This is a genomic window from Caviibacterium pharyngocola (assembly GCF_002795405.1).
GTDB lineage: Bacteria > Pseudomonadota > Gammaproteobacteria > Enterobacterales > Pasteurellaceae > Caviibacterium > Caviibacterium pharyngocola.
In genome coordinates, this window is sequence record NZ_PHGZ01000018.1 from 20,777 (window position 1) to 36,218 (window position 15,442).

10 protein-coding genes are annotated in these 15,442 nt (G+C 45.0%); 5 read left to right on the forward strand and 5 right to left on the reverse strand.

Annotated elements, in window-relative coordinates; all coding sequences use genetic code 11:
- Positions 1-12: 12 nt before the first annotated feature.
- A complete protein-coding gene (locus CVP04_RS08325) occupies positions 13-822 on the reverse strand; it encodes a GntR family transcriptional regulator (protein WP_100297052.1) in 810 nt (269 codons plus the stop codon).
- Positions 823-893: 71 nt separating this feature from the next.
- Entirely contained in the window at positions 894-1,316 is a 423-nt protein-coding gene (locus CVP04_RS08330; protein ID WP_100297053.1) for a hypothetical protein, read from the reverse strand.
- A gap of 426 nt (positions 1,317-1,742) precedes the next feature.
- Between CVP04_RS08330 and cueR the strand changes: the two genes are divergently transcribed.
- Positions 1,743-2,177 (forward strand): Cu(I)-responsive transcriptional regulator, encoded by a 435-nt coding sequence (gene cueR / locus CVP04_RS08335; protein ID WP_100297054.1) that lies wholly within the window; start codon positions 1,743-1,745, stop codon positions 2,175-2,177.
- Positions 2,178-2,313: 136 nt separating this feature from the next.
- On the opposite strand, the gene CVP04_RS08340 is transcribed toward cueR, so the two are convergent.
- From CVP04_RS08340 to rsuA, 3 genes are all read right to left on the reverse strand, one after another.
- Complete coding sequence (locus tag CVP04_RS08340; protein WP_243385202.1) at positions 2,314-3,396, reverse strand: Fic family protein; 1,083 nt, start codon at positions 3,394-3,396, stop codon at positions 2,314-2,316.
- 325 nt (positions 3,397-3,721) lie between these two features.
- Positions 3,722-4,921, reverse strand: a complete 1,200-nt coding sequence (locus CVP04_RS08345; RefSeq protein WP_100297055.1) for a Bcr/CflA family multidrug efflux MFS transporter — start codon at positions 4,919-4,921, stop codon at positions 3,722-3,724.
- 4 nt (positions 4,922-4,925) lie between these two features.
- Positions 4,926-5,627 (reverse strand): 16S rRNA pseudouridine(516) synthase RsuA, encoded by a 702-nt coding sequence (gene rsuA, locus CVP04_RS08350; protein ID WP_100297056.1) that lies wholly within the window; start codon positions 5,625-5,627, stop codon positions 4,926-4,928.
- A 213-nt stretch (positions 5,628-5,840) separates the two neighbouring features.
- Here rsuA and CVP04_RS08355 point away from each other — a divergent pair, with 213 nt between their 5' ends.
- The 4 genes from CVP04_RS08355 (at position 5,841) to CVP04_RS08370 (ending at position 15,130) form a co-directional block, all read left to right on the forward strand.
- The gene (locus CVP04_RS08355; RefSeq protein WP_100297057.1) at positions 5,841-8,102 is read left to right on the forward strand and encodes an NADP-dependent malic enzyme; all 2,262 of its coding nucleotides are present in this window, start codon (positions 5,841-5,843) and stop codon (positions 8,100-8,102) included.
- Between the two features lie 146 nt (positions 8,103-8,248).
- Positions 8,249-8,890 (forward strand): superoxide dismutase [Mn], encoded by a 642-nt coding sequence (gene sodA / locus CVP04_RS08360; RefSeq protein ID WP_100297058.1) that lies wholly within the window; start codon positions 8,249-8,251, stop codon positions 8,888-8,890.
- 252 nt (positions 8,891-9,142) lie between these two features.
- Positions 9,143-13,609: a glutamate synthase large subunit gene (gene gltB, locus CVP04_RS08365; protein ID WP_100297059.1), complete on the forward strand. Its 4,467-nt coding sequence runs from the start codon at positions 9,143-9,145 to the stop codon at positions 13,607-13,609.
- A gap of 93 nt (positions 13,610-13,702) precedes the next feature.
- Complete coding sequence (locus tag CVP04_RS08370) at positions 13,703-15,130, forward strand: FAD-dependent oxidoreductase (RefSeq protein WP_100297060.1); 1,428 nt, start codon at positions 13,703-13,705, stop codon at positions 15,128-15,130.
- Positions 15,131-15,442: the final 312 nt, after the last annotated feature.

The following is a 15,442-nucleotide window of genomic DNA, read 5'->3' on the forward strand; positions in this document are numbered from 1 at the left end:
TATTCCTTTTCGTTATAAATTAAAGGATTTGGAAAAAGACAAATCTTCTTTTTTTCCGTTATTGATCGTCAATTTGAAAGAACATTTATCCGCCCGCGTAATGGAATCCGTGTATTCCATAATGCTACCGTCTTCCAAATAATAGGTCAGGCTGATATGAAATCCGGCGGAATTTTGCGGATATTCCAGTAAATCGGCGGTGATGCGATCGTCGATCAAAATCGCTTCAATATTGGCATTGGCATATTTCGGCGTGAGTTGATAGATCTTTTCTTGCACGTTGAATAACGAACGATGTTCAAAATTCATTTTTTCGATGCCTTGGCACAAATAATAAGGCATATAAACGGTGTCCAGAGAAACCGGCACATCGTCGGCTTTTCTGACCCGCGTAAGTTTGAACACCTTTTGTGTTTCATCAAGCAGCTTGAGTTTTTCCGCAATTTCTTCGCTCGGCGTAATCACTTCACAACCGACAATAATGGAGGAGGGTTCCAATCCCAGCGCCATAATACTTGGTGTAAAGTGAAATAAGTTATTAATATTAAACTGAATTTTTTCTTTTGCGACAAAAGTGCCTTTGCCGCGAATACGCACGATTACGCCCTTTTCGAACAAGCCGTTCATCGCTTGGCGCACAGTGGTTCGGCTAATATCGAACAGTTGGCAAATCTCATTTTCCGAGATCATTTTATCGCCTTCTTTAAATGTGCCGAGACGAATTTGCGCCACGATATAATTTTCGATTTGCTTATAAAGCGGCACATCGCTGGTGTAATTCAGGATAAAATTATCTTTGAAATGTTGGAAAATATCGGTCATCGTCAGTTCTTTTTCAGTTAAAAAATCAAAGGGACAGCCGGTATTCTATCCCTTTATTTTCAATAAATCACCTAAAATAAACGCTTTATTTCATTGTAATTTCGAATATAAGCGCAGTTCGGTTCGGGCAAAAGATCATCGTTTTTATCCACCAAAATTATCGCGGTAGGCTTACGGAAATCTTGTTTTTTTGCGCTCATTCGATTGAGAAATAAAAAGCGGTTACGCTGATAGGATAAATCGACATAGCGGGCAATGTCCTGCTCGCATTGTAAAATCCCGATTTGATGACTGATATTGAGTTTCGCCAGTTGTTGCTCGATATAAGGGAGGTTATGCGCATCTTCTGCGGAAACCAAAATTTTAAGATTATCAGTGCCGATTTTCGCCAACAATTCCGTGAAACCGGAGACAAAAGGTGCGGCTGAATCGGTTGTTTTGTTATCTTGCATAATGGCGCTGACATCGAATAAATAAATATTTGTGCTTTTCATTTTATACTCCTTACGGTTGAATATATTGTTTTGAGTTGTACCATACAACCAGTATATTACAAGGTAATTTTAAGAATGCAAGAAAAAATAACATTGAAATGAAAAAATAATACGACGTGAAGAAATGCGAAGCGATAAAACGTGCTTTTATTGTTTGGATAAGAGAGGTTCCGGTAGAGGAAATCGGGATTAAGCTTGTGATTAATCGGAACCCTTGGTGCGATAAAAGAGTGGCGGAGCCACCCTTTTGTAGATTGATGTCGGAAATAATTAATAAAAGTGCGGTGATTTCTTCGTTAGTTTTGCGCTAACAAGATCCTTTGTAAGGGATAGAAAACAACCAATAAGAATGTTCTCAATAAATTAAAATAAAGCGTAAAATAACCGCACTTTTCGGTTTAAATAAAACAAAAAATAGAGGAATAAATGAATATCAGCCAAGCCGCCGAACAAACCGGTTTATCCGCCAAACAGATTCGAGATTACGAAAAAAACGGATTATTGCCCGAAACCCAGCGCACGTTAAACGGCTATCGCTTTTACAGCGAAAATGATCTCGTTCGCCTGCGTTTTATCGCCAATGCGCGCAAGGTCGGATTTTCCTTACAGCAAATCACCCGATTATTGCAACTTAACGACGATCCTAACCGCACCAGCCGCGATGTAAAAGCCCTTACCGAGCAACATATCAATGAACTCAAACAAAAAATTGCTGATTTACAACAAATGCTCAATTTATTGCAAAGTTGGCATTGCGCCTGCCAAGGCAACGACAATCCGGATTGCTCGATTTTAAGCGGCTTGGGGGAAGGATTAAATGAAAACGCCAAAAATGACGGCGAAAAGCGCGGTCATTGTTAGAGAAATTTTATCCTAGCACGACAAAGGCGTACTAGGTTAGTCATAAGTGAGCGACTTTGTCGCTCTTTTAAAGGTAGCAAAGCTACCAACTCATGGTTAACCGATTGCGACCAAAGGTCGTTGTCGGATAAAAAGCCTACTCTTGCTCCATTAGCAAACGATAAAGATCTATATTGATGTAAAAATTATCTTTAGAGATTTTAACCTTTTCCAAAATACCTAATTGAACCAATTCATCTAAACGTTTTGCTGCGGTATTACGGTGAATTTGACAATCTTCGGCAACAAATTCAATTTTTGTGTAAGGATGCTTATAAAGATTATTCAATAATTCGTGGCTATAAACTTTAGGCAACTCACTGCGGATTTTTTGCTTATGTTGCTGCATTAACTTTTTGATTTTTGTAATTAAAATTACAGTTTGCTTGGCGGTTTCCGCAATCCCGTTTAACATAAAAACTAGCCAATTCTCCCAATTTTGCGTATCTCTTACTTCCTGTAATAAATGATAATATTGTCCCTTATTGCGGTTAATGTAACGAGAAAGATATAAAATCGGGGTATCCAATAATTGTTGCTGAATTAAATAAAGAATATTTAAAATCCGTCCGGTACGTCCATTTCCGTCATAAAATGGATGAATACTCTCAAATTGATGATGAATTAACGCCATTTTTACTAAAGGATCATAATCAATATATTCAGAAGTATTAAGAAAAAGCTCCAATGCGGACATATATTTTTCAATTAAAGCCAGTGTTTGTGGCGGCATATAAACAATCTGTTTTGTCGTTTGATTAACCAATCCGGTTCCCTTCTGCTTACGAAAACCGGCATTATTCCCTTCCAACGCCGCCTGAATTTCCTTAATCAAATTTAATGTGATAAATCCGTTTTTCTTTACCGCATTAAAGCCTAATGTCATTGCTTGAGCATAATGATGAACTTCTTTTGCTGCTGTTGAAGTAAATTCTTGAGATGAAAAGTTACTCTGATAAAGGTCGTCTTGCGTTGTAATAATATTTTCAATTTCAGAACTTTCCTTTGCTTCCTGCAAAGGCAATGTACCTAACAAAATATTTTGATTAGGCATCGTCTGAACCACGCCTTTTAATTCTCCAAGAGCTTGGTGAGCTAAGTTTGTTGCTTTTAAAACCGTTTTTGTTTCAATATCACCCAATTCAAATAAATTTGGGATTTCGTAATCCATTTTTTCCATCTGCTCTCCCGATTTATTGTGCATATCAAAGATAACGTGCACAAATTTTTCAATTTTTTGTGCATATTAGCACAACGTGCACAAATTTTTCGATTTTTTGTGCATATCAAAAACAACGTGCACAAATTTTTCGATTTTTTGTGCACGTTTTCAATCTTAGAAACAGATATGAAACTGCTTGTGGCGTATTAGAAAATTAAAATGGTAATTCCAGATGTGGTTGCAAAACGCCTCCGCATTCTATGCAATAATGCATAATTTCACCTTTATTCAACAAATCTAAAATTTGTTTTGCGGCGATTTCACCGGCTTGTTTGGTGTTTTTTCATTCGGCTTGCAGGTTTTTATAGGTTAAAAAATAATAACAGCCGACCGCAATTAGCGAGCAGGCGGTCATTGTGAGTAACATCGGCGCAGCACTTTTCATTTCCATTAACGCCACAAGCGAGCCGACTGTCGCGCCGGTACCGAAGCGAACGCTGCCGACCATTGAATTGGCGGTTCCCGCCATTGCGGGGAATTTTTCTAAAATCGATGCCATTGCATTGGAACCGATAAGCGGATTTTGCCCGACGAAAACGGCAATGCCTAACGCCATCGACCAAAAACCGAGATCAAATATCACCACGAATAACAACCAAATACCGGCGAGAAATTGCATCGTCAAACCGATCTGCAACATTCTTTCCGCGCCGAGTTTGGTGACTAAGCGTCCGTTTAAAAACGAACAAAAGGTCATAATGCCGATGTTCAACATAAAGAAATAGCCGAATTGATCAACGGGTATGCCGTAAATGCCGATATAAACGATAGAACCCGCCGTAACGAAGGCAAACATTCCGCCGAAACCGAAGGCGCCCATAAACATATAGCCGAGCACTTGTTTATTTTTCCACAGGCTGACGAAATTACGCATTACCGTGCCTAAGCGTAATGGAATACGATGTTCTTTTTTGTGGGTTTCAGGAATAATGAAGAAAACTAACACCGCACTTAATACGCCCATTAACGCGATAACGTAAAAAATCGCGTGCCAATGAAAGAAAGAAACCAAATAACCGCCGATAATCGGTGCTACTAAAGGGGCGACCATAAACACAAGGGTGATGGTGGACATTGTGCGCGACAATTCGTTTTTGCTGAACAGATCGCGCAATAATGCGCCGGCAAGCACCACGGGTGCGGCACCGAAAAAGCCTTGGATAAAACGAAGTAAGGTGAAATTACCGATATGTTCGATACCGGTTAAACTTAAAGAAGTTATCGCGCCGACAATCACGCCGAGCAAAATAATCGGTTTGCGTCCGAAGCTGTCGCCGACCGGGCCCCAGAATAATTGTCCCGCCGCCATTCCGTAAGCGAAAAAGGTGAGCGTATGTTGCACTTGTTCGGGACTGATTTGCAAATCCCGCGCGATATTTAAAAACGCAGGCAAATACATATCGACGCCGAGCGGCGGCAACATTGACAAAATGCCCAAGGTTAAAATAAAAATAAATCCGGCTTTGTGCGTCTTGTTACCCAAATTATTATCCTTGCATAAAACGATTGATTTCTTCTGCGCTTAGAAAACGAAATTCGCCTTCCGCCAAGCTTTCGTCCAGCACAATCTCGCCGATTTTCCAACGATGTAAACCGACAACTTTATTGCCCAAGGCGGCAAACATTCGCTTGACTTGATGATAGCGTCCTTCGCTAATGGTTAAATTGACATTATAGTCGTCCAAAATTTCTAAGCGAGCCGGCTTGGTCGGCAGCTTTTCGCCGCGTAGCAAAATACCTTCCGCGCAGGCTTGCTGATAGTGATTTTCGACCGGATCCGCCAAGGTGACCAAATAGGTTTTCTCGCAATGATGTTTTGGCGAAGTAATGCGGTGCGACCATTTGCCGTCGTCGGTCAATAACACCAAACCGGTGGTATCCGCATCCAAGCGCCCGGCGCTGTGCAATTTTCCCGCCAACGGATAATCGAAAAATTCGTAAATGGTCGGATAGCCGCCGTCCTCGTGCGAGCAAATATAGCCTTGCGGCTTATTGAACATTATGTACAGCCCAGCATCCAACCACGCTAATTTTTCGCCGTCGAAATAAATTTCGTCGGTATCGCTGACTTGAGTCGCCCCGCTTTTTTCGATTTTACCGTTAATAACGACCGCACTTCGGCGTAAGGCTTTGGTGGCTTGCGAGCGGGTGAGTCCGGTGTTTTCGGCGAGAAATTTATCTAAGCGCATTGATTGATCCGTTGATTTTCAAATAAAAAATATTTTACTACAGATCGAATTAAAACCCTAAACAATCCGATTGGCGGAAAGTGCGGTTATTTTTGTGAACAAAATGTGAATAATGTGTTTGTGGTCACAGATTTTCTTAATTTTTTGCTTATAATAAAAAAATTGCTGTTTGCAGCAGATAATGAAGTAATGTTTTATTAGAAGGATCGTTTTATGGATGCACAATTACGTCAAGCCGCACTGGATTTTCACGAATTCCCGAATCCGGGCAAAATTGAAGTCACCCCGACCAAATCTCTCGCCACGCAGCGGGATTTAGCTTTGGCTTATTCACCGGGTGTTGCCGTACCTTGCTTGGAAATTCAGGCGGATCCGTCGGCAGCATACCGTTATACTTCGCGCGGTAACTTAGTGGCGGTGATTTCCAACGGCACGGCGGTGCTCGGCTTGGGTAATATCGGCGCGCTTGCGGGTAAACCGGTAATGGAAGGTAAAGGCGTGCTATTTAAAAAATTCGCCGGCGTTGACGTATTTGACATTGAAATCGATGAACGGGATCCGGATAAATTAGTGGAAATTATCGCCGCACTTGAACCGACTTTCGGCGGTATTAACTTGGAAGATATTAAAGCGCCGGAATGTTTTTATATCGAACAAAAGCTGCGCGAAAGAATGAAAATTCCGGTATTCCACGATGACCAACACGGCACTGCGATTATTTCCGCCGCGGCGGTGATCAACGGTTTGCGCATTGTGAACAAAAAAATCGAAAACGTGCGTTTAGTGGCGTCCGGTGCGGGCGCGGCGTCGATCGCTTGTTTGAATTTGTTGGTTTCTTTAGGAATGAAACGTGAAAATATCACGGTTTGCGATTCCAAAGGCGTGATTTATAAAGGTCGCGATGAACGAATGGATGAAACCAAAAAAGCCTATGCCATTGAAGATAACGGCACGCGCACCTTAGCGGACGCGATTCCGGACGCCGATATTTTCTTAGGTTGTTCCGCTGCGGGAACCTTAACGCAAGAAATGGTGAAAACAATGGGGCCGAGCCCGTTGATTTTGGCGCTCGCCAATCCGGAACCGGAAATTCTCCCGCCGTTAGCGAAAGCGGTGCGTCCGGATGCGATTGTGTGCACGGGACGTTCCGACTATCCGAACCAAGTGAACAACGTATTGTGTTTCCCGTTCATTTTCCGCGGTGCCTTGGATGTGAGCGCGACTACCATTAACGAAGAAATGAAATTGGCGGCGGTTTATGCGATTGCCGATTTAGCCTTGGCGGAACAAAGCGAAGTGGTGACTTCCGCTTACGGCGACGGTGAAGTGTCTTTCGGGCCGGATTATATTATTCCGAAACCTTTCGATCCGCGTTTAATCGTCAAAATCGCGCCGGCGGTGGCAAAAGCCGCAATGGACAGCGGCGTGGCGACGCGTTCGATTACGGATTTCGATGCCTATATCGAAAAATTGACCCAATTCGTATATAAAACCAATTTATTTATGAAACCGGTGTTCGCCCAAGCGAAACAAGATAAAAAACGCGTGTTATTGACCGACGGCGAAGAAAGCAAGGTGTTGCACGCCGTGCAAGAAATCGCCACATTAGGCATTGCCTATCCGGTATTATTGGGTCGCACGCAAGTGATCGAACAAGGCGTCAAAAAATTGGGTTTACATATTGAAAACGGACGCGATTTCGAAATTATCGACATCGAAAACAATCCGTTCTACGAAGAATGCTGGACGGCATATTACGACAAATTAAAACGCCAAGGAATGACACCGGCGGGCGCGAAACGCAAAATGTTACATAATCCGACCGCTCTTGGTTCAATGCTATTGAGCTTAGGCAAAGCGGATGCAATGTTGTGCGGCTTGGTCGGGCCTTATGCGTCGCATTTAAGCGGTATTAAAGATATTATCGGCGTGAAAGAAGGTGCAATCGCCGCGACGGTGAACGGTTTGGTATTACCGACCGGCAACTTGTTTATCGCCGATACCTTTGTAAACCAAAATCCGACGGCGGAAGAATTGGCGGAAATCACCTTAATGTCCGCAGCGGAAGTACGTCGTTTCGGTATCGAGCCGCAAGTGGCGTTGGTGTCTCATTCGAATTACGGTACGTTTGATGATCCAAGTGCGGTGAAAATGCGCGAAGTTTTACGCATCGTGCGCGAAAAAGCGCCGGAATTGATCATCGACGGCGAAATGCACTGTAATATCGCGTTATCCGAAAGCTTACGCAACGAAGTAATGCTGGACAGCCCGTTAAAAGGCGCGGCGAATTTGTTGATTATGCCGAATATGGAAGCCGCTCGTATCAGTTTGAATTTATTGCAAGGCACGGCGACGCCGATTACTATCGGACCGATCTTAATGGGCGTGAACAAACCGGCGCATATTTTGACTTCGGCGTCTTCCGTTCGTCGAATCATCAATATGGTGGCGGTTGCCGCAGTGAAAGCGCAATAAATCATTCGATTTATCTATGAAAGAAATAGGGCGAATCAATGCCCTATTTCTTTTAAAAAACTAAACTTTTAATGATCTCGATCAATTTTTTTGTTAAAATGACCGCACTTTTTAGTGCTAACGATTATTTATAGAAGGAAACTCTTATGTCTTATACTCTACCTGAATTAGGCTACGCCTACGACGCATTAGAACCGCATTTCGATGCGCAAACAATGGAAATCCACCACAGCAAACATCACCAAACCTATGTGAACAACGCCAATGCGGCGGTTGAAGCGGCAGGATTGTCCGCTGAAGGTTGTCCGGGTGAATTATTAACCAAATTAGCCGACATTCCGGCGGATAAACGTACACCGGTTCGTAACAATGTGGGCGGACACGTTAACCATTCTTTATTCTGGAAATGCTTGAAAAAAGGCACGGTTTTACAAGGTGCATTGAAAGACGCTATCGTGCGCGATTTCGGTTCCGTTGAAGCTTTCCAAGCAGAATTTGAAAAAGCGGCGGCGACCCGTTTCGGTTCCGGTTGGGCGTGGTTAGTGTTAGATCAAGGTAAACTCGCCGTGGTTTCCACTCCGAACCAAGATTCTCCGTTAATGGGTAAAGAAATCGCAGGTTGCGCCGGCTATCCGCTGTTATGTTTGGATGTTTGGGAACATTCTTACTACTTGAAATTCCAAAACCGCCGTCCGGATTACATTAAAGAATTCTGGAACGTGGTAAACTGGGATTATGTTGCCGAACGTTTCGAGAAAAAATTAGCAAACTGTTCTTGCGCAAAATAATATGATTTTGAAAAAAAAGCCTGACAATCGTTAGGCTTTTTTTATGTGTTTAGTTTATTTTTAATTTTTATCTTGTAAAATTAGTTTTTATTTAAAAATAATCTACAAATTTATCTTTAAGATAGGATTATTTTTATTTTATATTGCGTTCTTATTGTTTATATTTAAAAATCTATACAGTAATTTTAGTTTTTGCTGAAAGTGCGGTAGTTTTTATAACAACAATGACAATTATTTTTATAGGAAGTGATTATGACAACATTATATGATCGCTCGTTCGAGCGGGAGAACTGCGGGTTCGGCTTAATCGCCAACATCGACGGCGTGCAGAGCCACAAAGTGGTTCGTAACGGTATCTTGGGTTTATCTCGTATGCAACACCGCGGCGCGATTCTTGCCGACGGTAAAACCGGCGACGGTTGCGGTTTATCGCTGCAAATGCCGGAAAGTTTCTTTAGAACCATTGCAGCGGAAAACGGCTTTTCGTTAGCGAAAATTTTTGGTGTCGGTCAAATCTTTTTACCGCGCGACGAAGTGCTTGCGCGTCAATATATGGATATTATCAATCAAGAATTGATCGAAGAAACCCTAGGTATTCCCGCGTGGCGCGATGTGCCGACCAATCCGTCCGTACTGGGCAGTATTGCCTTGGCGGATATGCCGATGATCAAACAAGTGTTTATTAATGCGCCGAGCGGTTGGCGCGTGCAGGACTTGCAGCGTCGCTTGTTTATCGCCCGCCGTCGTATCGAAAAACGTATTGATCACCCTGATTTCTATATTTGTAGCTTTTCTAACCAAACTATCGTGTATAAAGGCTTATGTATGCCGAAAGATTTGCCGAAATTCTATTTGGATTTGGCGGATTTACGGATGCAAACGGCGATTTGTTTGTTCCACCAACGTTTTTCGACCAACACCCAACCGCGTTGGAAATTGGCGCAACCTTTTCGTTATTTAGCGCATAACGGTGAAATCAATACGATTTCGGGCAACCGTGCTTGGGCGCGTGCGCGCGGATATAAATATCGCACGCCGCTTATTCCGGATTTGCAAACCGCAGCGCCTTTCGTAAATGAATCCGGTTCGGATTCCAGTTCGTTGGATAATATGTTGGAATTATTCGTCAGCGGCGGGATGGACTTATTCCGTGCAATGCGCTTATTGGTTCCGCCGGCGTGGCAACAAAATCCGGATATGGATGACGATTTGCGTGCATTCTATGATTTTAACTCAATGCATATGGAACCTTGGGACGGTCCGGCGGGGATCGTGTTGTCCGACGGACGTTATGCCGCTTGTAACCTCGACCGCAACGGCTTGCGTCCGGCGCGTTATGTGATTACGGAAGATCGCCTAATTACCATTGCCTCCGAAGTGGGCATTTGGAATTACGCACCGGACGAAGTGGTGGAAAAAGGTCGTGTCGGGCCGGGTCAATTATTGGTGGTCGATACGCGCAAAGGGCAAGTGTTGCATTCCGATGAAATTGATAACGAAGTGAAAGCGCGTCATCCGTACCGTCAATGGCTGGAAAAACACGTTCAACGTTTAATTCCGTTCGAACAGTTGCCGGAAAACGAAGTGGGCGAGGCGAGCCTTGATGACGTCACGTTAAAAATTTATCAAAAACAATTCTTGTATAACCGTGAAGAATTGGAAAACGTCGTTCGCGTTTTAGGTGAAAACGGACAAGAACCTGTGGGTTCAATGGGCGACGATACGCCGTTTGCGGTGTTAAGCGAAAAACCGCGCGTATTGTTCGACTATTTCCGTCAATATTTCGCCCAAGTCACCAATCCGCCGATCGACCCGCTGCGCGAAGCGCACGTTATGAGCCTTGCCACCAGCATCGGGCGCGAAATGAGCGTGTTCTTCGAAGCGGAAGGGATGTCACAACGGGTGAACTTTAAATCGCCGATTTTGGTGTATTCCGATATGCAGCAAATTTTGCGTTTATCCGAAGAACATTACAAACATTGCATTTTGGATACTTCCTATAATCCTGACGAATTGAATTTGAAACAAGCTATTGAACGCTTGTGCGAACAAGCCAAACAAGCGGTGCGTGAGAAATGCGTGTTGTTGATTTTGTCCGATCGTTATATCGATCAAAACAAGCAGCCGATTCCGAGCGCTTTAGCGGTGGGCGCGTTGCAAACTTGCTTGGTGGAAGCGAATTTACGTTGCGATACCAATATTATCGTCGAAACCGCCGAAGCGCGTAACCCGCATCATTTCGCGGTGTTAATCGGCTTGGGCGCGACGGCGATTTATCCTTATTTGGCGTATGAAACCCTGTATCAAATGGTACAAAGCGGCGCGATCACTAAACCTTTACGCGTCGTGACGGCGAATTTCCGCAACGGTATTAATAAAGGGTTGTACAAAATTATGTCGAAAATGGGGATTTCTTGTGTGTCCTCTTACCGTTGCGCACGCTTATTCGAAGTGGTCGGTTTAAGCCAAGAAATCACCGCACTTTGCTTCCCGGGCATTACCAGCCGAATTGAAGGCGCGGGTTTTGAAAATTTGGAACAACAATTAACCGCCGCACGCAAATGTGCGTGGCGTCGCAGCCAAGATTTGGAAATGGGCGGCTTGCTCAAATTCAAACCGCAAGGCGAATATCACGCCTACAACCCTGAAGTGGTGAACAGCTTGCAAGAAGCGGTTAACACCGGCGATTACGAAAAATATCGCGTCTTCCGCGACAAAGTGAATCATCGTCCGATTACCACCATTCGCGATATGTTACGTTTGAAAACGGAAGGTCGTCAAGCGATCGAGCTTGCCGAGGTGGAACCGGCGGAAAATCTGTATAAACGTTTTGACAGCGCAGCGATGTCGATCGGTGCGTTAAGTCCGGAAGCGCACGAAGGCTTGGCGGTGGCGATGAACCGCTTGGGCGGCTATTCCAACTCCGGCGAAGGCGGCGAAGATCCGAAACGCTACGGCACGGAAAAAGTGTCCAAAATCAAACAAGTGGCGTCCGGACGTTTCGGTGTGACACCGGCCTATTTAATGAGTGCGGAAGTAATCCAAATTAAAGTGGCGCAAGGAGCAAAACCGGGCGAAGGCGGTCAATTACCGGGTGATAAAGTGACGCCTTATATCGCGCAATTACGCTATGCCGTACCGGGTTCAACCTTAATTTCACCACCGCCACACCACGATATTTATTCGATCGAAGATTTGGCGCAGTTGATTTTCGACCTAAAACAAATCAACCCGAAAGCCTTAATTTCGGTCAAACTCGTATCATTGCCGGGCGTAGGAACGATTGCGACCGGCGTGGCGAAAGCCTATGCGGATTTAATCACTATCGCGGGCTATGACGGCGGTACGGGCGCAAGTCCGCTCACCAGCGTAAAATATTGCGGCTCGCCTTGGGAATTAGGTTTGGCGGAAGCGCAACAAGCCTTAGTGGAAAACAATTTACGCCACAAAGTGCGGTTACAAGTGGACGGTGGTTTGAAAACCGGCTTGGATATTGTCAAAGCGGCGATTTTAGGTGCGGAAAGCTTCGGCTTCGGTACTGCGCCGATGGTGGCGTTAGGTTGTCGTTATTTACGAATTTGCCATTTGAATAACTGTGCGACCGGCGTGGCGACGCAAGATGATACCTTGCGTAATAAGCATTATCACGGCGTACCGGAAAAAGCGATGAATTACTTCAAATTTATCGCCCAAGACGTGCGCGAAATTTTGGCGCAGCTCGGCGTACAAAAACTCACGGATTTGATCGGTCGTACCGAATTGTTGGAAATCATTGAAGGTAAAACCGGCAAACAACGCGGTTTGGATTTAAGCAAATTGCTTTATTCACCGAAAGTGCTGGACGGCAGCAGCCGTTATTGCACCCAATCCAACCCGTCCTTCGACCAAGGGTTATTAAATAAAAATATCGTTGCTCAAGCGCAAAATGCCTTTGAAAGCGGTTTAAGCACCGAGTTGAATTTTGACATTAGCAACTTGGATCGTTCCGTCGGCGCGACCTTATCCGGCTTAATCGCTGCGCGTTACGGTAATCGCGGTAATCCGTTGCAAGAATTCAATATTCACTTGGACGGTACGGCGGGTCAAAGTTTCGGCGTCTGGCTTGCCGGCGGCGTCAACTTAACCTTAACCGGTGATGCCAACGACTATGTGGGTAAAGGTATGGCGGGCGGTCGCATTGTGATCAAACCGCATAACGGTGTGGCGTTCAAAGCGGAAGACGCGGCGATTATCGGTAACACTTGCCTTTACGGTGCAACCGGCGGCGAATTGTTTGCCTCCGGTCGCGGCGGCGAACGTTTCGCGGTGCGTAACTCCGGCGCTTTAGCGGTGACGGAAGGAATCGGCGATAACGGTTGCGAATATATGACCGGTGGGGTGGTGACGATTTTGGGGAAAACCGGCATTAACTTCGGCGCAGGGATGACCGGCGGCTTCGCTTATGTATTGGATGTGGACGGTAAATTCCGCGGGCGGATTAACCCTGAATTAGTGGAAGGCTTGAGTATCGCGGATTTACCGACGCATCAAGAACATTTACGCGGTTTAATTTCTCGTCACGTTGAATTAACCCATAGTGCAATCGGCGAACGTATTTTAGCGAATTGGGAAAATTACGTTCAACGCTTTGTGTTGGTTAAACCGAAAGCCAACGATGTGGACGCCCTATTGGGACACAAACGTCGCACGTTGACTGAATTGCGTGAAGTCATTCAGTAATCAACAAGTATTCGGAAAGTGCGGGCGAATTTTAAAAAGTTTTGCAAAATCGACCGCACTTTGTTGAGAAAAAGAATAGAAAAGGAAGAAAAAATGAGCCGTGATAATGTTTACCAATTTATTGATTTACCTCGCGTTGATCCGTCAAAAATTCCATTGACCAGCCGAAAAAGCGAGTTTATCGAAATTTATCAAATATTTAGTGACGCGCAAGCCGTTTCGCAAGCAGATCGCTGTTTAGAATGTGGCAACCCGTATTGCCAACATCGTTGCCCGTTACACAATAATATTCCGAACTGGCTGCGCTTGGCGCACGAAGGTCGCATTTTGGATGCGGCGGAACTCGCCCATTCCACCAACAGTTTGCCGGAAGTGTGCGGACGTGTTTGCCCGCAAGATCGCCTCTGCGAAGGATCTTGCACCTTAAATGCGGAATTCGGTGCGGTGACCATCGGCAACGTAGAAAAATATATTACCGAAAAAGCCTTCGAAATGGGCTGGAAACCGGATTTATCCGGCGTGGTGAAAACCGGCAAACGCGTTGCGGTTATCGGCGCGGGTCCGGCGGGCTTAGGCTGTGCCGACGTGTTGATTCGCAACGGCGTGGATGTCACGGTTTATGAACGCCAGCAAGAAATCGGCGGATTATTAACCTTCGGGATTCCGGCGTTTAAATTGGAAAAATCCGTAATGAGCCGCCGTCGCGAAATTTTCAGCGAAATGGGTATTCGTTTCGAACTCGGCGTAGAAATCGGCAAAGACATTGCCTTAGCCGATTTAGCGGAGCAATATGACGCCGTATTCTTGGGCGTCGGCACTTACCAAGGTATTCAAGCGGGCATTCCGAACGAAAACGCCCAAGGCGTATATTCCGCCTTGCCGTTTTTAATCGCCAACACCCAGCATTTATTGGGCTTTGACGCACCGGATTACGTTTCAATGGCGGGAAAACGGGTTGTCGTGCTAGGCGGCGGTGATACGGCAATGGACTGCGTGCGCACCTCCGTGCGTCAAAGTGCGGCGGAAGTTACCTGCGTTTATCGTCGCGACGCGGCAAATATGCCGGGCAGCCGTAAAGAATATCAAAATGCCAAAGAAGAAGGCGTCGGATTCCAATTTAATGCGCAACCGGTCGAAATTGAAGCGGAACCGCTTGAAGTGCAAACCGATGGCGCAGGCAAAGTCAGCGGTATTAAAATCGTTAAAACCCAAATGGGCGAAGCGGACGCCAACGGCCGCCGCAAAGCGGAAATCATCGAAGGCAGCGAAGAAGTGATTCCTTGCGATGCGATCATCGTCGCCTTCGGATTCGCTCCGCACGCAATGCCTTGGCTAAGCAGCGTCGGCGTCACCACTGATTCACGCGGACGAATCGCCGCCTGCGGTGAATTGAAACAACAAACGGCGAACCCGAAAATCTTTGCCGGCGGCGACATCACCCGCGGCTCGGATTTAGTCGTCACCGCCATTGCCGAAGGACGTGACGCAGCGCAGAGTATTATGGAGTATTTAGAGGTGTAGCGAACCGATAAACAAAAACCGAATGTAACAACATTCGGTCAGTTTATTGACAAAGTATCCTTAAGTAGGATGGGCTTTAGCCCATCATATTGAAATAATTATATTTTTTGATGGGCTAAAGCCCATCCTACTTGATAAATTTAAGTAGGATGGGCTTTAGCCCATCATATTGAAATAGTTATATTTCTTGATGGACTAAAGCCCATCCTACATATTAAATACGACTTAAATCAGGTTTATCACTAACCTAGGACGTACTACGTGTGTCCAAATTCAAAGATCCCTTGTTTATTCTTCCACTAAATTTTTATG

Excerpts from the sequence above, each read along its gene's own strand:
- CVP04_RS08325 (WP_100297052.1), bottom strand. The coding sequence starts at position 822 with ATGACCGATATTTTCCAACATTTCAAAGATAATTTTATCCTGAATTAC.
- CVP04_RS08330 (WP_100297053.1), bottom strand. The coding sequence starts at position 1,316 with ATGAAAAGCACAAATATTTATTTATTCGATGTCAGCGCCATTATGCAA.
- cueR (WP_100297054.1), top strand. The coding sequence starts at position 1,743 with ATGAATATCAGCCAAGCCGCCGAACAAACCGGTTTATCCGCCAAACAG.
- CVP04_RS08340 (WP_243385202.1), bottom strand. The coding sequence starts at position 3,396 with ATGGAAAAAATGGATTACGAAATCCCAAATTTATTTGAATTGGGTGAT.
- rsuA (WP_100297056.1), bottom strand. The coding sequence starts at position 5,627 with ATGCGCTTAGATAAATTTCTCGCCGAAAACACCGGACTCACCCGCTCG.
- CVP04_RS08355 (WP_100297057.1), top strand. The coding sequence starts at position 5,841 with ATGGATGCACAATTACGTCAAGCCGCACTGGATTTTCACGAATTCCCG.
- sodA (WP_100297058.1), top strand. The coding sequence starts at position 8,249 with ATGTCTTATACTCTACCTGAATTAGGCTACGCCTACGACGCATTAGAA.
- gltB (WP_100297059.1), top strand. The coding sequence starts at position 9,143 with ATGACAACATTATATGATCGCTCGTTCGAGCGGGAGAACTGCGGGTTC.
- CVP04_RS08370 (WP_100297060.1), top strand. The coding sequence starts at position 13,703 with ATGAGCCGTGATAATGTTTACCAATTTATTGATTTACCTCGCGTTGAT.